The sequence below is a fragment of the Sutcliffiella cohnii genome, assembly GCF_002250055.1.
In the GTDB taxonomy this organism is placed as follows: domain Bacteria; phylum Bacillota; class Bacilli; order Bacillales; family Bacillaceae_I; genus Sutcliffiella; species Sutcliffiella cohnii.
In genome coordinates, this window is the sequence record NZ_CP018866.1 from 4,847,525 (window position 1) to 4,868,344 (window position 20,820).

Below are 20,820 nucleotides of genomic sequence, written 5' to 3' on the forward strand. Positions count from 1 at the left end.
CCATCAATCTAGTTTTATTATGTTGACTTGCTAGTTTCCTGGTAAACAATAGCCTCTTCTAAAAAATTTAATACTTCTTTATGAATAGGATATAAGCCTAATTTAGCGGATGTTTCTTCCGATTTTCTCGCTTCCCAAAACTTTTCTATTAATTCAGGGTGATCTCCAAAAGATTCTTTCGTTAAAATATCTACATCAACTACAATTAATTGCCCCTCCGCAGAACTAGGGAGTATACCATTTTGTAAACAGAGTTCCACGCGTTTAACAATATTTATCCATTTAATGATGAGTGGATCTTCCATTTTTGGTAGATTCCCAGATAATATTGTTTGTTCCTCTGTACTAAATAGGTCATTCCATAACTTCTGTTTTCTATCCTTATTGTTATTACCTTCTTCCGGAAGTAGTGGTAAGAGATGGTCCCATTTCAGTTGGCCTTCTAACTTTAAAATGTTTAATAGTGTTGTTGTATGGTAGAGGGATTGAGTTAAGCGTTCTATGTTCATTTCCAGTTGCTCTTTATGTACAGTTAGAATCTTTTCAATCGTAATGGAATGGATGATTTTCTTTATATCTTTTAGAGACATCGATGTTGTCTTTAGTAATACAATTTTTTCTAAAAGTAACATGTCCTCCTCAGAATAGTACCGTTTTCCATTATCCTTCTTTATCGTCGGTACAACTAATCCAATTTGATCGTAATAACGTAATGTACGCAAAGAAATATTGAGCTTTTTGGAAACTTCACCAGTTGAAAACAGTGTCATTTTATAGTATCCCTCCTAAAAAAGTGTTTGCAGGTGACGTAACGTAACCAATTATACTAAATCTAACATAACATATTTAGGAGGGAAAAAATGATGACGAACACAATGAAATGGTCTTGGAAAGAAGTTTTTATACTACTTATCCTTATCCTTATTCTTGTACCGTTTTTCATTGAATACTTATTGCATGACTTTTTATATACCCTTTTTCAGGAAAGCTTATACTCAGGTACGCTGACGGGGCTTATCATGGCCATCGTATTTACAGTAGCCTTATATTTCGTTGCTTTAAAACCACATGATCTTTCATGGGATGCAGTTGGAGTTAACCGTTTTCCAACTAGATACTGGAAATGGATTGCAGTTTGGACGATTAGTTTAATAGTTGTCAGTTTTTATTGTTAATGGAACTTTTACATTTCACTTGGGAGAATCACAAAACGGAGTCCATACAGAGGAATATAAATTGGTTTACTTTTACTATTGGCTTTGTATCTGCTGCAATCATTTCTCCAATATATGAGGAGATTTTTTATAGAGGATTTTTGTATAAATGGTTTCGAGGGAAATGGGGAGTAGCTGCTGGAATGTTTATTAGTTCTTTTATTTTCATGATTGTACATATCCCTACGTACAATACGCTGCCGATAAATTTTGTATCAGGTCTCGTGTTTGCGTGGACATACGAAAAAACAGGGTCAGTTTTACCGGCTATTATTATACATGGAATATTTAATGGCACAGCCGTCATTTTAACAGTACTTTCATAAAGTATGACTTTTGTATTAACCTTGTATTCTTCCTGACAACGAGTGTGATAATTTAATATCAAATTTAAAGGAACTCACTTACATGAGTTCCTTACAAATTATTATTTTTCACCAAACGCTTCCGGAATCATTTTAAACCCTTCAATTATTGTATCTTCTTCTACTTCCAGCATTAAGTATAGCTTTCCATCGACTTGTACTTGTTTTACGTAACGTAGATCTTGTGGGCTAATCGAGATATTTGCTATTTTTGTATTAATCTTAATGGACTTTGAATTGAATTTTGGTAAGACGCTACTAGCTTTTATTTCATAACTCTCATCATCAATTAATTTCTTGAAAGCTGTTTCCACTTTTTCTACATTTACATCTTCCACTCCACTAACCTTTAAAACACGTTCTACATCCTTTGTGTCTAATTTCGGTTGTTCTTCCTCTTCGTTTTCAACAATCATACGATTAATTTCTTCATACACATTGGAGAGAGTAGAAGTATTAATTTTGTCCCCAGTTACTTCTTTCACTATTTCTTCAAAGACGATTTTATCGTCTTTGGCTGTCATCGTTTCTTCGCCATTTAGCACTTCTTCAATAAATTGGTGGTCTGGTTCATGAACCTTTCCTGCTGAATATAGCACATGGTTAACATCTGCAGCATTTTCTGTGAAACAAGGAAATAAAAATCCACCAATTGGCGAGTTTAAGTTAATAATAGGGTCTACTACAAAATTGTATTTGAACTCTTTTTCTACATAGTCAAAGAGTAGTTCTTTCTTTGGCTCTTGTGTATTGTTTATACTGCACAAAATAAATGGGTGGGAATAAACTGCATCGCGAGAGTTTTCCTCTGTTTCCTCATTCGTACGTTTCATTGGCTTTCGATATTCCCCACGAATGAAAGTAACAACAATATCCTTCTCATATTGTCTGTTTAGAAGCATTTTACCGACAATTGGAAGCATTTGCTCTTTCCATGTTTCTACCTCAACGCTTAGCAACCCTTGATGCAGGATAAGCTGACTGTTATTTTCGACATCGCGTCTAAATTTTAGTTCAAATAACTTTTCGTCTAAATTACCACCTAGCATCTTTTTAAAGTTATTCATAAACAGTTCTTGTTGGTCCGGATCTAACATTTCAAAAGGTTGACTTTGGTGATGATAAATGTCGCTCGATTCTTTCATTATGTAGACATTAAAGATATCTTTAATGTTTAGTAAATCATTATCAGCTTTAAATTGTTTTCGAAAGTTTGCTACGTCTTTTTTGTTCATGATTATACCTACACTCCCTAAGTCTCCCAGACTACATATTTACTTCCATTACAAAATATCCTTTATTCTATCATACCTTGTACAAGAAAATTCAAGTTAAACTTTGTGGTTAATAAAACGAGTGAACCAACTCTATTTTCGATATTCTATTTGTACATTTTTCGGAGAGCGATTAAACTCCTTTCTAAACAATAGGTTTTCTATTTTTATTTGTAGAAATAATAGGAATGTACATACTTAAACGTGTATAGTTGATATTAGATAAATATTTTTAAGAAAAATGAATCTTTTTGGCTATGGAAACAGTATATATAATATCGGAAACAAATAGGGAGGAATGAAAATGAGTATTTTAGCACGTTTTAAAGACATTATGGCTAGCAATATTAACGCACTGTTAGATAAGGCAGAAAACCCTGAAAAGATGATTGATCAATATTTAAGAAACTTAAACCGAGATTTAGGAAAAGTAAAAGCGGAAACAGCATCAGTTATGGCGGAAGAACAACGCTCTAAAAGACTACTTGATGAGTGTATTGCAGATGCAGAGAAAATGGAAAGATACGCAATTAAAGCATTAGAAGCTGGAAATGAAGACGATGCGAGAAAGTTCCTCGAAAGAAAAACAGAAATCGCCTCTAAGCAAGCGGGGCTACAAAGTGCCTATGACTTAGCGGCATCTAACGCAACGCAAATGAGACAAATGCATGATAAATTAATGAACGATATTAAAGAGTTAGAATCCCGTCGTAGTATGTTAAAAGCAAAATGGTCTGTAGCTAAAACACAAGAACGTATGAACAAAATTGGTGCATCTGTGACAGACACGAACAATACAGCATCTGCCTTTGGACGTATGGAAGATAAAATTAATCGTGCATTAGATGAGGCAAATGCAGTGGCCGAGCTAAATGCAGCACCAAAGGATGACTTAAAAGATTTAGCTGCCAAATACGATACACAAGTAGGGGTAGAGGACGAGTTAGCGGCCTTAAAAGAAAAATTGAAGAATAGATAGGAACGGTTTTCGAACTTAGAGCTGTAGCAAGTCGCTGCAGCTTTTATACAGTTCATTTACTTATCCGTACGCATTTGAATTTTAAATGGAGTAGAGGTGAATAAAGTTGGTTATCCATTATAAATGTCCGAACTGTGGCGATGATATGGTATTTAATAGTGAAACAGGAACATTATCTTGTGGTGCGTGTGGGAGACAAGATAATATTGAAGATTTTTCGGAAGAGAACATAATTACAACATTTGAAGAGGATGAAGCGAAAGAGTATCATTGTGAAAACTGTGGAGCTGTTCTAATTACCGAAGCAGAAACAGCTGCAACAACTTGTAGCTTTTGTGGAGCAGGTGTAGTACTAGCAGACCGTGTATCCGGGACGTTAGCGCCAGCTATGGTTATTCCATTTTCAATAAGTAAAGAACAGGCAGGGGCAGCTTTTAAAAAATGGTGTAGAAACGGTTTGCTCACACCAAAAGATTTTATGACTGCAAATCGTATAAAAAATATAACTGGGATGTACGTTCCGTTTTGGATTTATGATTTAAATAGTAAAGTACAAGTGTCGGCTGTCGGCACAAAGGTGCGCACATATACGAAAGGTGAATATATTTATACAGAAACGAAATTTTATGATGTGTATCGTGATATTAATTTAGACTATTTAAAAATACCAGTAGATGCATCAACTAAAATGAATGATGAATTGATGGACAAACTCGAACCGTTTCCGTACGATCAATTAAAAGAATTTAAAACACCATATTTAGCTGGTTATATAGCAGAAAAATATAACTATGATGATAAAGAGCTTTTACCGCGAGCTAAAGATAAAATAGATGGATATATAGAGTCTTATATTAAATCTTCTGTTTCAGGATATGCGACTGTAAATTATAAAAGAAAAGATATAAACGTTAAAAAAGTGCACAGTTCGTATGTTTTATTACCTGTTTGGATGGTTTATTACGATTACAACAAGACGGAACATATATTTGCGATGAACGGACAAACGGGAAAAGTCGTTGGAAAGCCTCCAATTAGTAAAGGGAAAGTTGCAGGCTGGTTTGGTGGAGTCGCAGCCGGAACGTTTGTTAGTCTGAAAGTCGTCTCTATGTTGATGGGAGGCGGATTTTGGTGAGTAAGAAAAAAACACTTTATACTGGAATGGCAATCATAATAATTTATCTAATTAGTTTACTGGGTATTACTCACTCAGCCTATGCGATAGAACGAAAAGTATATGATTACGCCGAGCTGTTAACAGAACAGGAGATAGATTCATTAGAAGCTCTAGCTAATGAACTAGGTGCAGAGCGGGAAACGGACTTCATTATTGTGACGACTAATGAGTCAGGAATCGATGTTATGGAATACACGCAAGACTTTTACGATGAAATCGCTCCAGGGTATGACAAGCCACATGGTAACACGGCAATCTTAACAATAGATATGCAAGGAAGAGAAATCTATTTAGCTGGATTTTATAAGGCTGAAACATATTTAGATGATGCTAGATTGGATCAAATCCGTGACCAAATTACACCTACTTTATCAAGTGGAAACTTTTATCAGGCGGCTCAAGATTTTATTGTTTTATCCCATGAGTTTATGGGGCAGGAGCCTGAACAGCATTCAGAAAATGGGTATGAAAATCATAATTCTGCTCCTAGTCCTAATACGTATTACGATTCAAATTATTCAAATGGAGATAATATACTTTTCAACACATGGTTTCAAATCATTGTTTCTTTAATTGTCGGTGGTGTTGTTGTTTGTATTATGGCATTTAACATGGGTGGCCGAGTAACCGTTAATGCTCGTACTTATATGGATGCTAACACATCAAGAGTACTTCACCGTAAAGATCAATACATTCGAACAACTGTTACGAAAAGAAGAAAACCTCAGCAGAAAAGTGGGGGAGGCGGTGGTGGAGGTGGCATCACTCGTGGTGGACACTCCCATAGCGGTAGTAGAGGTGGCTTTTAAAAAATGATCGCAACATAAGAATAGAAAGAAAGGATTGGTAGTATGGTTTTCTTTAGAAATCAATTTGCAAACGTTGTGGAATGGGAAGAGTTTCGCGACGATATGATTTTTTGGAAATGGAGCAATCGAGAAATTAAAAAAGGAAGTAAGCTTATTATCCGTCCGGGTCAAGATGCAATCTTTTTGAACAATGGGAGAATTGAAGGGATTTTTAAAGATGAAGGGGATTACAATATTGAGTCAGAAATTATCCCGTTCCTTTCCACTTTAAAAGGATTTAAATTTGGCTTTAATAGCGGAATGAGGGTAGAAGTTCTATTCGTAAATACGAAAGAATTTACCGTAAAATGGGGAACACGTAATGCCATTAACATCCCTACGCTCGGAATGCCAGGTGGAATGCCAATTAGAGCAAACGGCACATTCCAATTCAAAGTAAATGACTATGTGGCTCTTATTGATAAAATAGCAGGCGTGAAAAATAAATATTTAGTAGAAGATGTAAAGATTCGGATTACTGCAATCCTTGACCAGCTTCTAATGAAATGGATTACTCGAGAAGGTAAAGATATGTTTAATCTTCAGGCTAATTCGTTTGAAATAGGTAAAGGAATTAAAGAAGATTTAGATATGCAAATTATTAATGACGGCTTAACGGTTACCGGATTTAATATTATGAGCTTTAATTATCCGAAAGAAATTCAAGATATGATCAATAAAAATGCCTCTTACGGAATGGTAGGAGATATGAAAAAGTATCAGCAAGTTTCCATGATAGATGGAATGTCGTCTGGGAAAATGAGTGGTGGTAGCAATGCAGCTTCCGATATGGCTGGAATGATGATGGGGATGAATATTGCAAAAGAGATGATGAAAAACATGGATGATCAAGATTCCGATAAAAAAGCGGCACCACAAGCTTCAAAACAATTATCCACGCCCCAAAATGACGAGGATACGAGTATCGCCCCGAAATTTTGCCCAAACTGTGGCCAAAAAAATACTGGTTCCAAGTTTTGTCCAAATTGCGGTAATAAACTAGGATAAATAGCTGTTTGATAAGCTTATAAAAAAGGAACTGTCCAATATGTCTCAAAACAGTGGAGAAACCATATCGTTTTTCTACTGTTTTTTTGTGTTGATTTTATTAATCCAGATAAAGGTTAACGAACAAAAAAAGTCCTAAAAGTCAGTTTCTACTGACCTTTAGGACAGCCCCTTTTTTAATGATTAACTACTTCCGTATGCTTTGTAGTATTAACTAACGATAAACGCCCGTCTGTTATGTTGTACACTTTATCGCAATAATCAATTAGTCTTGTGTCGTGTGTAACGACGATTGTTGTTTTTCCGTTATCTTTCGTCGCTTTTTTTAACATTTCCATTACTTCAAAAGCGCGATCAGAATCTAAAGAAGCGGTAGGTTCGTCTGCAAGTATAATACTAGGATCCGTGTACATCGCTTTTGCTATAGCAACTCGTTGGCGTTGACCTCCAGATAAGTCAGCAGGAAAGCTTTTTAATAGCTCGTGAATCCCTAATGATTCGTAAAGTTGCTCTAACCTTTCAGTAGAAAGGTTATTTTTTTTCACTTTGTCTAGCAGTTGCATTTGTTGTTCCACGTTTAAAAACGGAACTAAGTTGGACGACTGTAACACAAAGCCAATTTCTTCTAATCGTAGAGTGGCACGTTTTTTTTCTTTCAAACTACTTAAGTTTTTCCCGTTAACAATAACATCGCCGTTGCTAGGAGTTTGAAGTCCGCCAGCAATTGTTAAGAACGTACTTTTTCCTGAACCTGACGGGCCGATAATCGCAATAAGCTCTCCGCTTTTCGCTTTGAAATTAGTTGTTTTTAATGCTTCTATCTTGGATGGTCCTGATTGAAAAAACTTATTTACATTTTTTAATTCGAGTAACACCTCCATCATTTACCCTCCTATTGCTTTTAATGGATCAATTTTTACGATTGTTTGTACAGAGAATAGTGCGCCTAACACCGATACAAAAACGAGAATAGTACCGTAAATGAGCATATCAACGTAATTAAACGCTACTGGTACTGCGGCAGGTAGAAAGAAGCCGGTTGTAATCGTTAGGATGAACCCAATGACAACACCTGCTAATGCTAATAAAAATGTTTGCGCAATAACAGACACTGCTAAATATTTGCTTGAAATTCCTTGAGCCTTCATCACTCCAAAGATACTAATCTTTTGAATTGTTAACACGTAAAGAAAAATGGCTAAAATAACGGCGGAAATAATAAATAGAAAATAAATCATAAATGTTAATGTTAAGCTTTGTTCCGAGTACCCAGGCATATTTTCAATAAACGTTTTCGTCGGAATGACTTGTAGAGAGTTGTCAACCGTAACTGCCTCTATATTTTCTGTACGAATAACAAAGGCGTTAATTTTGTTTGAGTCCTCATCCATAGAAGTACCGAATCGGACGTATTGAAACGTGTCCAAACCTCCGTAAAGAACAGGAGCCGCGTTAAACTTAGCCTTATCAGTAAAACCTGTAATGATTAATGTTGCATCAACAGAAGAGAGTTGAAGAGTATCTCCTATGTTAAACCCTTCATTTTTTAAAGATTCATCAGCAATAACTTCCCCTGTCTCGCTAAAAGCTTCCCCTTCTGTAACTTCCGGCATAATAAATTCATTATCACGTATACCGAATATAGATACGTTTGCTTTATTTACTCCGGATGTAGCAATTGAGTTTAATTGACCGAGTACAGCAACCTCACTTACTCCATTTCCGTCGTAATCCTCTATTAGTAAACTCGATTGAGGTAAGTTAATATCGGATTCCTCAGTCAAAATAATACCATCTGCATTCCACTTATCCACTGCCTCTTTATTAATATTTTCAAGACCATTAGCCAACCCTGATAAAAAGAATACTAAATAAGAAACGAGTGTTAAAACTCCTACAATTAAGATGAAGCGTAGTTTATTGTTTTTTATTTCATTCCACGCTAAAAACATGTATTGTTATCCCCCTGACGGCTGAATTTGTATAACTATTGTATAGTTAATATATAATTAATATGTGGAATAAGCAACAAATAAGTTCCACCTTAAACAATAAAAAGCTCTAGTCAGTGAGACTAGAGCTTCTTATTGTTACTTAATTAATTCAGGAAGATTATTTAACCATTCTTTATCTGTAGGAGCGATGTCCCAACGAGGGCTATCGGCTTTACTTTTCTTAACTCCTAACCCACCTACGATAAATTTCAAGTTAGGGTTTTTAATTTGTAAGGTGTTAATATAAGACTGAATTAAAGGTTCGTCTTCTATACGAGATGTTGATAAGGCAACAATTTCGATTCCCTTTTCATTGATTAATTCCCCTAAACCTTCAAGTGGTGTATCTGCCCCTATATAGTAAACTGGGTAATGCTTTTCTCTCAAAAATAACGTAAATAAAATTAACCCTAGTTGGTGTTGCTCTCCGGAAGGGCAAATCGCCATTACTTTCGGCAAGCTTGGTGACGTTTCAAAAATGGAGAAGAACTTTAATGATCGTTGCATCACAATATTGCTAATCATATGCTCTTTTGCGACATGTAATTCGCCTCTTTCCCATGCAGTTCCAACCTTATACATTAACGGTACAATAATGGAGAAAAACACAGTTTTGTATGGGAATTGGGTGAAATATAGATCTAAAAGAAAATTACATTTGTCGGCATTTAAGTCTAAAACAGCTTCATATAATTCTTGAACTTGAGCTTCAAAGCCTTCTCGACGTAACGGTGTCTCAATTGGTACTACTTCACTTTGCTCTTTTTTTGCTTTAAGGAGCTTAACTGCCTGACTTACATTAAGTCCATTATCATGAACTTGCTTTTTTAACCATTTTAAATCGTTAAGGTTTTCTTCTGTGTAGACTCTATGCCCAGAATCTGTACGTTCCGGGGTAATAGCCTCGTAACGTGTTTCCCAAGCGCGAATCGTAACCGTTGGCATATCTAATATTTTTGATACAGCTTTAATATTGTACATAAGCTAACCCTTCTTTTACAGATGCTATAAATTATTTGTATTTTTACTATATCTTGTTTATGGAAAGAAAACAACCGAAGAGAAGGAGTCAGGAGTAGGTAGCTTTAACAGAAAATCTGACGGTATTCGATAAGAAAAGTAAGCCAATCTCCTCTAGTCCCTTAGCACATTGTTACTAGATAGTACGTTAACATTATTCTTGAATAATAATTCGAATGTCGCTACTAACTACATTCTTTTATTAAATAATTAGTCCAGAGTATCTATTTACCGTAAATATTAATTAGGTTTAAAAATGTCTGAATTCAAGGTTTTGCCACTGCTTATAAAATGGAAAAACAATTCTTTATACCTATATTTTTTTACAAATGTAACAAATTGTAACGATGTTGTAACAATTAACGGGTACTTTATAATGTTCTATTATTATTGTTAAATTATTTGTTTAATATAAGAAAACGTTATCAGTTCATAAGTCTTGCGTATTGAAGGGGTCGAATAGTTATAAAGCCCTACCTAAAATTTGACAAGATTCGACAATTCGTTGACGCAATTTACAACGAGTGGTAATTAATATAAGAACCATATTTTGAAAAATAATTGGAAATGAAAGGTTGATAAGCATTCCTTTAGCTTCGACTTTTCAATTTATTACGAAATACATTATCCAAAAAGTAAAGGCAGGGAGAGAAATGCTGGAATCGAAGCGTAGAGCAATAATATTTTTTACACTTTCATTTTTATTAGCTATTGCAGCGGGGTTTTTATTTTTGCAAAAGGTGAGCGCAATTAACTCCGAATTAGGGGGGATGACGGAGATATACATCGCAGCAGAAGATATTCCATCAAGATCAGTTATTCAACCACAACAGTTAACGACAACCGAGATACCTAATCGATTCGTCAATGAATCTCATATTACTAGTTTACAAGATATAGCAAATCGTGTATCAGTCGTACCACTTTCTTCTGGAGATATTATCACGAAAAATATGATGAAGCCATTCTCTTCGTTAAGAGAAGAAAACAATCGATTAGTGACAATCGTTCAATCTGAACGCATTCGCTTTGATGAGAGGTTAGAAGCACTGGATCGAATCGATATTATTGTTTCGCATAAGTTTGATGGAAACAATAAAACGACTATTTTCATGAAAGATGTGTTAGTCGCAGCAGAGCTTACGTCTGATGGAGAGTTTGTCGGTGTAGCGGTAGAAGTACAAGTAGAAGATGCACCAGAATTAATACATATGCAAAATTACGCAGATAGTATTCGTGTGTTAAAAGCGAATGTTGGTAAAGGGGAAGTGGAGGAACAGTCAGAAAAAGAGATCGTAATTGAGTCTCCACCTGAGGAAGAAGAAATAGAAGAAAAAGAAAAGGAAGAAGATAAGGCTGAAGAAAAAGAGGAAGATAAAGAATCTAATGAAGAAGATTCAAGTGTAGATAAAGAGGAAAACTCCTAATTCAAAAGGTGATGGAGGAAAAAAGTAATGAATGAAAAGATGAACATCTTACTAGTAAGTGAAGATGAGCTAATGATAAATCAACTATCTAATGTCTTTGCAGATGAGGCAGATTTGGAGTCTGTTACATTCAGGGAATTACGAACAGAATTTGATCGTTTAGAACCAGATTTAGTTTTTATTGTTCAAACAGAAGATGAAGGTGCTTGTGTTGATGCAATTGAGTATTGTATCGGGGAAAACCCAGCCTCTGTTGTTGTGTTTATCGCAACATATCAAGACTTTAACTTGTTAAGAACTGTAACGAGAGCTGGTGCGATGGATTTTTTTATCTTCCCTGACGAATGGACATTATTTAATGGTAGGGTCGATAGTATCCTTCACATGGTAAGAGAAAGAAAAAAGCAACTAATCGAAACATCGGCAACGAACCAATCTTTTAAGCGGGGAAGAGGGCAAATCTTTTCCTTTTATAGCGGAAAAGGTGGAAGTGGAAGAACGTTAATTTCTACTACATTCGCGCAAACATTAAAGTTTGAATCTACTGCGCAAGTGTTGCTTCTAGACTTAAATCTTCAATACGGAGGAGTGGAAACGTTTCTATCGATTGATTCGAACCGCTCTGTCGCACATTTAATACCGGTAATAGAAGAGTTAAACGAAGGGCATATAAGAAATGTAACGGAGAGGGAGCCTTACTCAAAGCTCGAAATTTTACTAAGTCCAAGAGATGCTGAAACTGCAGAATCGTTTACAGATGCATTTTTCTCTAAATTATTAAGAACTTGTAGAAGAAGTTACGATTTCGTCATCGTTGATTTGCCTACAGCGATGAATGAACATACGTACACAGCTTTAGAGGAGAGTGACAAAATCTTTTACGTGCTTAATTTAGATACGCCAGCTATTAGTATGTTAAAACAAGTAGAAAACTTGTTTACCAGATTGGGCATTGATATGAATGAGCGTATGCAAATCATATTAAATGAAGTAGGTAGGGACAACGAGATAAACCCTAGAGATATTAAAGAAATTATTAAGTATCCAATTCAAGCTCAATTAAGGCGCGACATTAAAGGGGTGCAAATGCACATTAATAAAAGTGAACCACTTCGTAAGGAAATGAATGAAAAAAAGATTATTCCATTTGCAAAAGATATTCGAAAATGGGTGCTTGGAATGATCGAGTAGAGGTGTTGAACAATGTCCTTATTTGACAGAAAGACACGGGGAGCTACTAAAAAGGTAAGAAACAATACTAATTATGAGAACCCTTATATTAATGAACTAGTCGAACATTACAAAACTAGGATACTTAGAGAAGCAAATTTAGAATTATTAACGAATCTTTCACAAGTAGAAATGCGAATACGAATTGAACAGCTAGTAACGCAGTTTATGAGTGAAGAGAAGGTAATTATTCCAAGACATGATAAAGAGCTCATGTTAACGAGAATTATTGATGAATCGGTTGGATATGGGCCACTCGAACCACTTTTACAGGATGATAGTATTACAGAAATTATCATTAATGGCCCGAAAGAGATTTTTGTAGAAAAGAAAGGTCAATTACAGTTAACAGATATAACATTTCGGGATGATAATCATGTTCGGCATGTTATCGATAGAATCGTAGCACCAATTGGAAGAAGAATTGATGAAAGCTCCCCAATGGTTGATGCTCGATTGCCAGACGGAAGTCGTGTTAATGCAGTAATTCCACCAATAAGTTTAAACGGACCACTTATATCGATACGTAAGTTTAGGAACGATCCTTTTACTATTCAAGACTTACTACAATTTCAATCTTTAAATAAAGAAATGGCGCAATTTTTAGATGCGATAGTAAGAGCGAAACTTAGTGTACTAATTTCTGGAGGTACAGGTAGCGGTAAAACTACGTTGTTGAATGTATTAGGAAGCTCTATTCCAGAAGGAGAACGGGTAATTACAATTGAGGATTCAGCAGAATTACGATTAAACAAACCGAATGTTATCGGTCTGGAGGCCCGTCCCGCAAACGTGGAAGGAAAAGGAGAAATAACGATTCGTCACTTAGTAAGAAACTCCTTACGGATGAGACCTGATCGAATTATCGTCGGAGAAGTTCGTGGAGCAGAGGCGTTTGATATGTTGCAAGCGATGAACACCGGTCATGAAGGATCATTAACAACCGTGCATGCGAACTCCCCATTTGATGCTCTTAGAAGAGTAGAAGGAATGGTAGTAATGGCAGGGATGGATTTGCCAACGCATATCATTAGGGAATATATTCTCGGTGCAATTGACTTTATCGTACAAGGAGAACGATTAACAGATGGTACAAGGAAATTAACTTCTGTATCAGAAGTTGTCAGATCTGATGATGGAACGATGGACATACAAGAAATTTTTAAGTTTTACCGAACAGGCATGACAGAGGATGGAAAAGTAGCGGGATACTTTGCTCCAACTGGAAAAATACCACATTGCTTAAGTAGATTGCAGAGCTTTGGAATTGCGTTAGATGATAGCATATTTGAACCATTGGAGGTGAGAGGACGTTGATTTGGGAAGCTGCATTATTTGGGTTATCGGTGTTGCTGTTTATATGGGGAGCATATTTGTTCCTCGGTTATCGAAAAGAGAAAAAAGAAGTTAAAAAGAAGTATACAGAATGGTTTCAAGAGGAAGGAACGAGAAGTAGCTTTATTTCTGCATTAGGGGACCGCTTTGATCAAACAGAAACTGGGACGCAATTAAGAGATAAATTATTAAGATCTAATGTTTCTCTATTACCTTCAGAATTTATGGCGATATTACTTTTAATCGGTTTTGCATCAGGAATTTTTATGTATAGTGTTTTCTCTTTAGGTTTTCTCGTTAGTTTAGCGGTCTCTAGCATCATTGTTACTGGAAGCTATTGGATGTTCTTTACAGTTAGAAAAAATAAATATGTAGATCGAATGAGTGACCAACTCTCAGATGTTTGTAGACTTATGGCAAATAGTACGAGAGCAGGATTAACCGTTAATCAAGCGATTGAAGTAGTGGCGAGTGAAACTCCTAACCCTGCTGGAAATGAATTTAAAAAGATGGCCCAAAATTTAAGATTAGGGGTAGACATGGAGAGGGCGCTCATTCAATTAGAAAGAAATGTACCAACGAAAGAATTCAAATTATTTATTGCGACTATTTTAATTCAAAGAAAATCTGGTGGAAACCTTTCGGCTGTGTTAGATGAAATGTCGAAAACGTTAGACGAGCGGAAAATTATAAGGCAAACAATTAAAACGATGACAGCTGAACAAAGGTTCGTTTCTTACATTCTGCCGGCATTGCCAATCCTCATGATTTTAATGATGAATATGGTAATGGAAGGATTTATTGAGCCGTTATTTACGATTCCTGGGGCTATTTTGTTTGTTTTATTTGCGATCGGAATGTTAATAGCATTCCTTTTAGTAAGATCAGTCACAAATATAAGGGTGTAGAGCAATGGATTCTTTCATTTTAATTAGCGTTATTTTAATCTGGTTATTTATTTTAATAGGAATCGTAAATATATATAAGTATTCAATAGAAAAGAGAGAATTAAAGGAATATATCGAAGAAGTTACTACCGAAGCTTTTTATTTTGGTAAAGAGAAAAAAACGTCAAGGGTGAGCAAAGTTATTGCAAGGCTTTCCAAGTATGCAGACGATTTTTCGAATTTAGGGGAAAGAATAAACTTTTTTAGTGAAACACAAGATTTAGAGGAAACGTTAAAAAAAGCAGGATACCCGCACCAATTAACTGTTGCTAGATTACAAGGTTTAAAAATTGTTTTTGTTATTATCGGTTTTTTAATGGGGGCATCGTCCGTCATTTTAGGCTTACCTTTTTCTAATATTGCATTTGTTACCTTTCCGTTTATCGGTTTTTTCTTACCGATTATTTGGATAAAGCAAAAGGCGAAAGAACGTCAATTAAAGCTAAGGCAAGACTTACCGGACTTTTTAGATACAGTAACGATTAGTTTACAAGCCGGAGCAGGGCTAGATCAAGCGATTAAAGAAACAATTAAGCATTTCCAAGGCCCTATTAGAGAAGAGTTTTCTAGGCTAATGAGTGAAATTGAACTAGGAATGCCGCGAGAGCAAGCATATAGCAATATGTTAAAGCGCAATGACAATCCAGAATTTCAAAACTTTATTAAAGCACTAGTACAAGGAACAAGATTAGGGGTACCGGTATCGACGACGTTTCATATACAAGCAGAGGAAATTAGAAAAATAAGTATTGAGCAAGTAAAAGAAAAGGCAGCGAAAGCTTCGCCGAAAGTAACGTTAATTACATCCTTTATCATTGCACCGACCGTAATGATGTTAATTTTAGGGTTAGTTGTGTTGAATTTAGTTTATGGCGATAACAGCATTTTAGATGCTCTGTAACGTAACAGATAATTGAAAGGGGTGATATGGGAAACCATAGAACAACTTTTTCAAGCATACGTAACTTTGTTAGGGATGGAAAAATGTTAAATAATAGGAGGAAAACAAAATGAAAAACATGTTTATGACAATGATGGTAAAGATGCAAGGTGTATTCCAAGAAGGGAAAGAAGTTGTAAAAAATGAACGCGGTGCTCAAACAATTGAATGGGTAGCATTAGCGGTAGTTATTCTTTTCTTAATGGCTGCGGTAGCGACAGCGATGAGTGGGCAAGGAGGCAATCTTGCGCAGTCTATTGTAAGTAAAATATCGGAGTTAATTAATAAAGTAGGTCAGTAATAAGCTAAAAGGAGGACGTTATGAAATATCTTTCCATTATTCTTCTTGCCGTTTTCATCATTGTTGGGTGTTCGAATGAACAGGCAGAAACCAACGATAACGATACTCCAATACAAGAAGAACCAATAAAAGAAGTAGTTCAGGATTCAATAGAAGAAGACCAAGAAGTAGAAGAAACTGTCGATGAAAATGAAGAGAGTCAAATTACATGGGAAGAAATTAGGGCGACTCCAGCTTTCCCTTCCTCTATAGAGGATTTAGTCCATTATCCAGTCGGTTTGTTTCCTTCTACTGCTGAAGATTTTGATTTAGAAGGACTAAAAGAACATGTTCTTCAGATGCCGAAGCTAGAGGAAAATGCAACTGAAAAGGATTTGTATGATTTTGCAAAATATATTTATAGTCTTCTTCAAGGATCAAAAGAGGACCCGAGACCAATTGTGCAATCAATTGCTATGTTAAACAGCGATAATCCAGACAAAATAGCATCTCCTGACATTCAAAAGGAACAATATAACGTTTTAATCGCGTTAGATGCTAGTGGAAGTATGGGACATTACTTAGGAAACGAGACAAGAATGGAAATTGCAAAGGCAGCAATTAAAGAATTCGCAGCTAGTTTACCAGAAGATGCGAATGTTGGATTAAGAGTATATGGACATGAAGGAACGGGTTCCAATAGTGATAAAGAGCTTTCCTGTAGCGCTAACGAGCTTCTGTACGGTTTTACACCTTATAACGAATCGGAGTTAAATTCAGTACTAGACCCGATTCATCCAGCAGGATGGACACCGTTAGCGAATGCTTTAGAACTAGCTGGTAAGGATTTAGAAGCGTTTGCGGAAGAAAATAGCCGCAACATCATATACTTCGTCAGTGACGGGATAGAAACATGTGGTGGGGACGCTGTTAAAGTAGGAGAACAATTAAAAAACTTAAATGTTGAAACAGTTGTCAATATTATTGGTTTTGCAGTTGAAAAAGATGAGAGTGCTAGTTTGAAGACAGTTGCAGATGCTGCTGGGGGAACCTATTCGGATGCTCGCAATCAGCAACAATTAAAGTCTGAGTTTGACCGTGCTTTACGAGAAGCATATGAATGGCAAAGTTGGAAAGTTAAAAGTCAGGGCGAAACACTTTACGAGAAAAATAGAAATGATATCGATATACGCTCTTGGAGAAATAGACTTTATTTGACTACCCCAGGTACGGTTAATAGATTTAATGAAAGCTTATGGCACTTAAAAAATCATAGTTACATAAGCGAAGAGCAACGAATTCGTTTAGATGAAATCATAAAAGATGTTATTGCTAATGAAGTAACGATGATGGATGAATATATGGAGTTTTTATTATCCGTTAATGAGGAAGATTTCGCGCAAAAATGGGAAGAGATAGAAAACATCTATAATTCAAACACAAACTAAGAAAACGGGTTGGTTTACCCCAACCTGTTTTTCTCTCAACTGTTTAATTGGGCTACAACTTTCCTAATTACACTCCTTGTAATCGAGTTAAACGGTTGATTTTACACTAAAAAGTAATGGGGTAATGAGCATGAGTCTACTTAAACAAGCAATTTCAATTTATATAGAAAACTTCGAAAGGATACTATTATTAGCTTTTACGATCCTTTTGCCGTTTTTATTGTTTCATGGAGCGATTTCGAACTATGTTTTTTATTTAGTGGCAGATACACCTGCACAATTCTATGGCGATTTTAGCAATTTATATTTAATGATGATTTTTTATTTGTTTGTACAAATACCGTTTATCCAGCTAACGAAAAGTGACCAAGAAGGGGAAGAGGCAGTAGTAAAGAAGTCGTACATATCCTTTCTGAAGTATAGCTCCAGTGTGTTTTTGTTCGGAGTAGTGTTTATTACCTCGGTATTGTTAGGGATGGTACTCTTCGTAATTCCAGGCATTATTATTTTATTGTTTTTCTACTTTACACCTTATGTAGCAGTTTATAATGAACGTTCTGTATGGAAATCTATGAAAACAGCTTTCCAAGTTGCAAAGAAAAACATGATGAAATTAATAAGCTTATTGCTTGTTATTGCATTAATAGAAGGAGTCTTAAGTAGTCTTTTGATGCAAGTAGTATCTTTGTTTTCTTTAAATTATTTCGTCATTTTATTTCCACAACTACTATTGAATATGATGTTGCTGCCTTTATTCGTCATCTTTACTAGTCTATGTTATGACAAATGGGCAAAAGACTTATATAGTACGAGGATACAAAACAGTAATGCCTTTGTGGGAATAGAAAGTAAATAAAAATAGTAAAGGCAATCAGGAGGAAAAACCGATGTCTTTTATAAAAAAAATTTCAAAAAAAGAAGATGGCTCTGCGACAATTGAGTTTTTAGCAATTGTACCATTAATGCTGCTAATTATGATGATTTTTTGGCAAATGCTTGTTAGTGGCTATGGGGTCATTGTAGCACAATCAGCTGCAAACGAAGCTGCAAAAGCATATGCATTGTCAGGTAATGAAGTGGACGCAAAGGATGCAGCAAAGCAAATATTAGGGACGTCAGGTAACGTGAAGTATGTTAGTGCAAGTATTCCTTCACACGGTGCTTCGAAAAATTTTACCGTTACTGTTGATACGAAAATAGACTTAGTGTTTATTCCGAAAAAAATTATGAACCCGCCACCTTCTATTACCTTTTCTCGGTCAGTAAAAGGAAGGGTGTTAGATTAAATGAAGAAAATTTTGAAAGAGGAACGTGGAAACACCATGCTCTTAACATTAGGGATGGTGTTTGTGATGGCTCTAATGTTAGTTGTTATTCTTAATTTTGCAAATGTGTTTGTTGTAAAAGAAGTTGCCTCTTCTAACGCTGAACAAGCAAGTTTAGTTGGAGCCTCCTTAGTTGTCGAAAAACTAAAGGAAGAAATCGAGAATTACGAAGATTCACTATTAGGTTTAATAGAAGAAGTTGTTGATGAAACGATAACTGAAAAAATTGAAAATCGAAAAAATGAAATTAAATACGAAACAAACTGGCTAGCGCATGAGCTAGAACTAAAAGCAATGAACGATGTGTTAGAAAAAGAGTTAAGAGACGGCAATATTGTGCTAAGAGGATATATTATAACGGCTCTAAACCGAGCAACGAATGAAATTCCTCACTTAGTACAATCGAATATCGTAGCAAACAAAGGGGAAGTAGGGGGAACAAGAATCCGTTTTAATTCGGATTATCGGTTAGAAGTAGAAACATACGTAGAATTCTCGATGATAAAGATGGAAAATTTCGTGAGTGATGATAAACAGAAAGTAAAACAATCGGGAGAAAGTCCAAGTTTTTCATTTTTAAAGGAACTGCCTTTTTATAGTTGGAGTTATACGTTTCCGTAGATAAGATAAGTAAATTTTTTCGAAGCAAAGGGGGATAAAAAATGAAACAATTAAAACGGATATTCTTTTTACTGGCCGCGATGGTTGTCTTTTTCATGTCTAATTCTGTACCTCTAGTAGCGCTTGCCAACAGTTGGACACCTGCACCGTTAACACCAGGGAATTGGGAAGTAGATCCGTGGAAGGTAGACGATTGGACTCCGCCGACGTTAAATACACCTGAGTTGAACACACCTGAATTAAATACACCTCAGTTGAGTAATCCTGAATGGCAAATACCGTTATGGAATACACAAGAGTGGAGTTTACCGCCTTGGGCAGTGGGACCTTTAAATCCAGATAATATTACACCGCCAGAATGGAACCCTTCTGACCAGTCCTCTTTAAACGAATGGGGAGTTCATCCGCTAACTGTTCAAGTGTGGGAAGCGGAAATGGGGACACCGACAAACCCTTATCCGGTACTTCAATTTCAATGGTGGTTAGAGAATCAATTAACAGATCCTAGCTTAAGTCATTTAAACTTAGGAGAGCATACAACAAACCAAACATTAGGAGAAAATTCATTAACTTCTCCGCAAGTAACAGATGGTAGAAGTTCCCCGCTAGATTCTTTAACAGGATATGACCCTTATGGGCAACAGTTTACTACTTATGATGGACTAAAGTTTACGTTAAATGATACAGCATTAGGGCTAGTCTCCTTTACGACGGGTATGTTAGAAGCTGAAATGAACGGTGTATCGCCTGGAAGAGGATTTGTTACTTCAGGAGGACTTCATAGTATATTAGTTAATTCCGTCAAAACAGTAGGTTCTGGTACAGGTAATCCTTGGGTACAAGGCACTGGAGATGTGCTAGATGGAGCGTTAAAGACTGCTCAATCTGTTGAAGGATTAAATAACGTTAGAACAGCACTTTCCGTCATTAACCAATCATGGCAAGGTTCAGCTAGTTTAGGTGATTCGAAGTTTAAAACGTTGTTTAGCAATACTTCAGGTGGAGCTGTTAGTACCTTATCCAAGTTTAATATCGCAACAGGTGTAATTGGAGCTGGTTTCTCTGGGTATGAATCATATCAAAACATAAAAGCATGGAATAATGAAACGGATTTCACAAAGAAAACAGATTTGGCTGGAAAAAGTGCAACAAGTATCGGTAATACGCTACTTTCCGGTGGTGCGGCCCTAGCATCCGTCCCTATCCCGGGTCTACAAGTAGTTGGAGGGGCACTCATTGTAACTGGTGGAGCATTAGCGATCGGAGGAATGGCACTTCAATGGGCGAATAAAACAGAAACGGGAAGAAAGATTATTGCAGGTACAGTGAATACGGCAAAGAAAATTGGTAGAGGGATAAAGAAGCTGTTTGGAAAGTAAAGTCACATT

At 36.0% G+C, this 20,820-nt stretch carries 22 protein-coding genes; 17 read left to right on the forward strand and 5 right to left on the reverse strand.

What is annotated here, in order from left to right; all coding sequences use genetic code 11:
• Positions 1-17 precede the first annotated feature (17 nt).
• Complete coding sequence (locus BC6307_RS24400; RefSeq protein ID WP_066415709.1) at positions 18-770, reverse strand: MerR family transcriptional regulator; 753 nt, start codon at positions 768-770, stop codon at positions 18-20.
• A 90-nt stretch (positions 771-860) separates the two neighbouring features.
• Between BC6307_RS24400 and BC6307_RS25660 the strand changes: the two genes are divergently transcribed.
• Together BC6307_RS25660 and BC6307_RS25665 are read left to right on the forward strand one after the other, a co-directional pair.
• Positions 861-1,175, forward strand: a complete 315-nt coding sequence (locus BC6307_RS25660) for a hypothetical protein (RefSeq protein ID WP_342351648.1) — start codon at positions 861-863, stop codon at positions 1,173-1,175.
• Positions 1,175-1,540: a CPBP family intramembrane glutamic endopeptidase gene (locus tag BC6307_RS25665; RefSeq protein ID WP_342351649.1), complete on the forward strand. Its 366-nt coding sequence runs from the start codon at positions 1,175-1,177 to the stop codon at positions 1,538-1,540. Before BC6307_RS25660 ends, BC6307_RS25665 begins: the two co-directional genes overlap by 1 nt.
• A gap of 101 nt (positions 1,541-1,641) precedes the next feature.
• Here BC6307_RS25665 and BC6307_RS24410 read toward each other — a convergent pair whose 3' ends face one another.
• Positions 1,642-2,814, reverse strand: coding sequence for a DUF4317 domain-containing protein (locus tag BC6307_RS24410; protein ID WP_066415706.1), 1,173 nt, complete (start codon positions 2,812-2,814; stop codon positions 1,642-1,644).
• 343 nt (positions 2,815-3,157) lie between these two features.
• Here BC6307_RS24410 and BC6307_RS24415 point away from each other — a divergent pair, with 343 nt between their 5' ends.
• From BC6307_RS24415 to BC6307_RS24430, 4 genes are all read left to right on the forward strand, one after another.
• Positions 3,158-3,832: a PspA/IM30 family protein gene (locus BC6307_RS24415; protein WP_066415703.1), complete on the forward strand. Its 675-nt coding sequence runs from the start codon at positions 3,158-3,160 to the stop codon at positions 3,830-3,832.
• Positions 3,833-3,938: 106 nt separating this feature from the next.
• Positions 3,939-4,967 (forward strand): TFIIB-type zinc ribbon-containing protein, encoded by a 1,029-nt coding sequence (locus BC6307_RS24420; RefSeq protein ID WP_066415701.1) that lies wholly within the window; start codon positions 3,939-3,941, stop codon positions 4,965-4,967.
• Positions 4,968-4,993: 26 nt separating this feature from the next.
• Positions 4,994-5,818, forward strand: a complete 825-nt coding sequence (locus tag BC6307_RS24425; protein WP_066415760.1) for a TPM domain-containing protein — start codon at positions 4,994-4,996, stop codon at positions 5,816-5,818.
• A 42-nt stretch (positions 5,819-5,860) separates the two neighbouring features.
• Entirely contained in the window at positions 5,861-6,865 is a 1,005-nt protein-coding gene (locus tag BC6307_RS24430) for an SPFH domain-containing protein (protein ID WP_066415699.1), read from the forward strand.
• Between the two features lie 176 nt (positions 6,866-7,041).
• On the opposite strand, the gene BC6307_RS24435 is transcribed toward BC6307_RS24430, so the two are convergent.
• The 3 genes from BC6307_RS24435 to BC6307_RS24445 all read right to left on the reverse strand — a co-directional run bounded on the left by BC6307_RS24435 (position 7,042) and on the right by BC6307_RS24445 (position 9,840).
• On the reverse strand, positions 7,042-7,749 hold the full coding sequence (locus BC6307_RS24435) for an ABC transporter ATP-binding protein (RefSeq protein ID WP_211290346.1): 708 nt from the start codon (positions 7,747-7,749) through the stop codon (positions 7,042-7,044).
• Positions 7,750-8,817, reverse strand: coding sequence for an ABC transporter permease (locus BC6307_RS24440; protein ID WP_066415688.1), 1,068 nt, complete (start codon positions 8,815-8,817; stop codon positions 7,750-7,752).
• Positions 8,818-8,955: 138 nt separating this feature from the next.
• On the reverse strand, positions 8,956-9,840 hold the full coding sequence (locus BC6307_RS24445; protein WP_066415686.1) for a MerR family transcriptional regulator: 885 nt from the start codon (positions 9,838-9,840) through the stop codon (positions 8,956-8,958).
• A 614-nt stretch (positions 9,841-10,454) separates the two neighbouring features.
• Here BC6307_RS24445 and cpaB point away from each other — a divergent pair.
• From cpaB to BC6307_RS24500, 11 genes are all read left to right on the forward strand, one after another.
• The gene (gene cpaB / locus BC6307_RS24450; protein ID WP_235858112.1) at positions 10,455-11,306 is read left to right on the forward strand and encodes a Flp pilus assembly protein CpaB; all 852 of its coding nucleotides are present in this window, start codon (positions 10,455-10,457) and stop codon (positions 11,304-11,306) included.
• A 27-nt stretch (positions 11,307-11,333) separates the two neighbouring features.
• Positions 11,334-12,497 carry a CpaE/TadZ family protein gene (locus BC6307_RS24455; RefSeq protein ID WP_066415672.1) on the forward strand — a complete coding sequence of 388 codons (1,164 nt, stop codon included), beginning with the start codon at positions 11,334-11,336 and terminating at the stop codon, positions 12,495-12,497.
• A 12-nt stretch (positions 12,498-12,509) separates the two neighbouring features.
• Positions 12,510-13,853 carry a TadA family conjugal transfer-associated ATPase gene (locus BC6307_RS24460; RefSeq protein WP_066415669.1) on the forward strand — a complete coding sequence of 448 codons (1,344 nt, stop codon included), beginning with the start codon at positions 12,510-12,512 and terminating at the stop codon, positions 13,851-13,853.
• Positions 13,850-14,779 carry a type II secretion system F family protein gene (locus BC6307_RS24465; protein ID WP_235858110.1) on the forward strand — a complete coding sequence of 310 codons (930 nt, stop codon included), beginning with the start codon at positions 13,850-13,852 and terminating at the stop codon, positions 14,777-14,779. The genes BC6307_RS24460 and BC6307_RS24465 overlap by 4 nt, the downstream gene beginning before the upstream one ends.
• Positions 14,780-14,783: 4 nt before the next feature.
• Positions 14,784-15,719: a type II secretion system F family protein gene (locus BC6307_RS24470; protein WP_066415667.1), complete on the forward strand. Its 936-nt coding sequence runs from the start codon at positions 14,784-14,786 to the stop codon at positions 15,717-15,719.
• 109 nt (positions 15,720-15,828) lie between these two features.
• Positions 15,829-16,059 (forward strand): hypothetical protein, encoded by a 231-nt coding sequence (locus BC6307_RS24475; protein ID WP_066415664.1) that lies wholly within the window; start codon positions 15,829-15,831, stop codon positions 16,057-16,059.
• Positions 16,060-16,079: 20 nt separating this feature from the next.
• Positions 16,080-17,486, forward strand: a complete 1,407-nt coding sequence (locus BC6307_RS24480; RefSeq protein WP_066415661.1) for a vWA domain-containing protein — start codon at positions 16,080-16,082, stop codon at positions 17,484-17,486.
• A gap of 130 nt (positions 17,487-17,616) precedes the next feature.
• A complete protein-coding gene (locus BC6307_RS24485) occupies positions 17,617-18,342 on the forward strand; it encodes a YciC family protein (RefSeq protein WP_066415659.1) in 726 nt (241 codons plus the stop codon).
• A gap of 31 nt (positions 18,343-18,373) precedes the next feature.
• Positions 18,374-18,772 carry a TadE/TadG family type IV pilus assembly protein gene (locus BC6307_RS24490; RefSeq protein WP_066415656.1) on the forward strand — a complete coding sequence of 133 codons (399 nt, stop codon included), beginning with the start codon at positions 18,374-18,376 and terminating at the stop codon, positions 18,770-18,772.
• The gene (locus BC6307_RS24495) at positions 18,773-19,432 is read left to right on the forward strand and encodes a pilus assembly protein TadG-related protein (protein WP_066415654.1); all 660 of its coding nucleotides are present in this window, start codon (positions 18,773-18,775) and stop codon (positions 19,430-19,432) included.
• Positions 19,433-19,473: 41 nt separating this feature from the next.
• Complete coding sequence (locus BC6307_RS24500; RefSeq protein ID WP_066415652.1) at positions 19,474-20,811, forward strand: hypothetical protein; 1,338 nt, start codon at positions 19,474-19,476, stop codon at positions 20,809-20,811.
• Positions 20,812-20,820 lie beyond the last annotated feature (9 nt).

Bases quoted from the DNA above. Each gene is read 5' to 3' on its own strand.
- BC6307_RS24400 (WP_066415709.1), bottom strand. From the start codon at position 770: ATGACACTGTTTTCAACTGGTGAAGTTTCCAAAAAGCTCAATATTTCT.
- BC6307_RS25660 (WP_342351648.1), top strand. From the start codon at position 861: ATGATGACGAACACAATGAAATGGTCTTGGAAAGAAGTTTTTATACTA.
- BC6307_RS25665 (WP_342351649.1), top strand. From the start codon at position 1,175: ATGGAACTTTTACATTTCACTTGGGAGAATCACAAAACGGAGTCCATA.
- BC6307_RS24410 (WP_066415706.1), bottom strand. From the start codon at position 2,814: ATGAACAAAAAAGACGTAGCAAACTTTCGAAAACAATTTAAAGCTGAT.
- BC6307_RS24415 (WP_066415703.1), top strand. From the start codon at position 3,158: ATGAGTATTTTAGCACGTTTTAAAGACATTATGGCTAGCAATATTAAC.
- BC6307_RS24425 (WP_066415760.1), top strand. From the start codon at position 4,994: ATGGCAATCATAATAATTTATCTAATTAGTTTACTGGGTATTACTCAC.
- BC6307_RS24430 (WP_066415699.1), top strand. From the start codon at position 5,861: ATGGTTTTCTTTAGAAATCAATTTGCAAACGTTGTGGAATGGGAAGAG.
- BC6307_RS24435 (WP_211290346.1), bottom strand. From the start codon at position 7,749: ATGATGGAGGTGTTACTCGAATTAAAAAATGTAAATAAGTTTTTTCAA.
- BC6307_RS24440 (WP_066415688.1), bottom strand. From the start codon at position 8,817: ATGTTTTTAGCGTGGAATGAAATAAAAAACAATAAACTACGCTTCATC.
- BC6307_RS24445 (WP_066415686.1), bottom strand. From the start codon at position 9,840: ATGTACAATATTAAAGCTGTATCAAAAATATTAGATATGCCAACGGTT.
- BC6307_RS24455 (WP_066415672.1), top strand. From the start codon at position 11,334: ATGAATGAAAAGATGAACATCTTACTAGTAAGTGAAGATGAGCTAATG.
- BC6307_RS24460 (WP_066415669.1), top strand. From the start codon at position 12,510: ATGTCCTTATTTGACAGAAAGACACGGGGAGCTACTAAAAAGGTAAGA.
- BC6307_RS24470 (WP_066415667.1), top strand. From the start codon at position 14,784: ATGGATTCTTTCATTTTAATTAGCGTTATTTTAATCTGGTTATTTATT.
- BC6307_RS24475 (WP_066415664.1), top strand. From the start codon at position 15,829: ATGAAAAACATGTTTATGACAATGATGGTAAAGATGCAAGGTGTATTC.
- BC6307_RS24480 (WP_066415661.1), top strand. From the start codon at position 16,080: ATGAAATATCTTTCCATTATTCTTCTTGCCGTTTTCATCATTGTTGGG.
- BC6307_RS24485 (WP_066415659.1), top strand. From the start codon at position 17,617: ATGAGTCTACTTAAACAAGCAATTTCAATTTATATAGAAAACTTCGAA.
- BC6307_RS24490 (WP_066415656.1), top strand. From the start codon at position 18,374: ATGTCTTTTATAAAAAAAATTTCAAAAAAAGAAGATGGCTCTGCGACA.
- BC6307_RS24495 (WP_066415654.1), top strand. From the start codon at position 18,773: ATGAAGAAAATTTTGAAAGAGGAACGTGGAAACACCATGCTCTTAACA.
- BC6307_RS24500 (WP_066415652.1), top strand. From the start codon at position 19,474: ATGAAACAATTAAAACGGATATTCTTTTTACTGGCCGCGATGGTTGTC.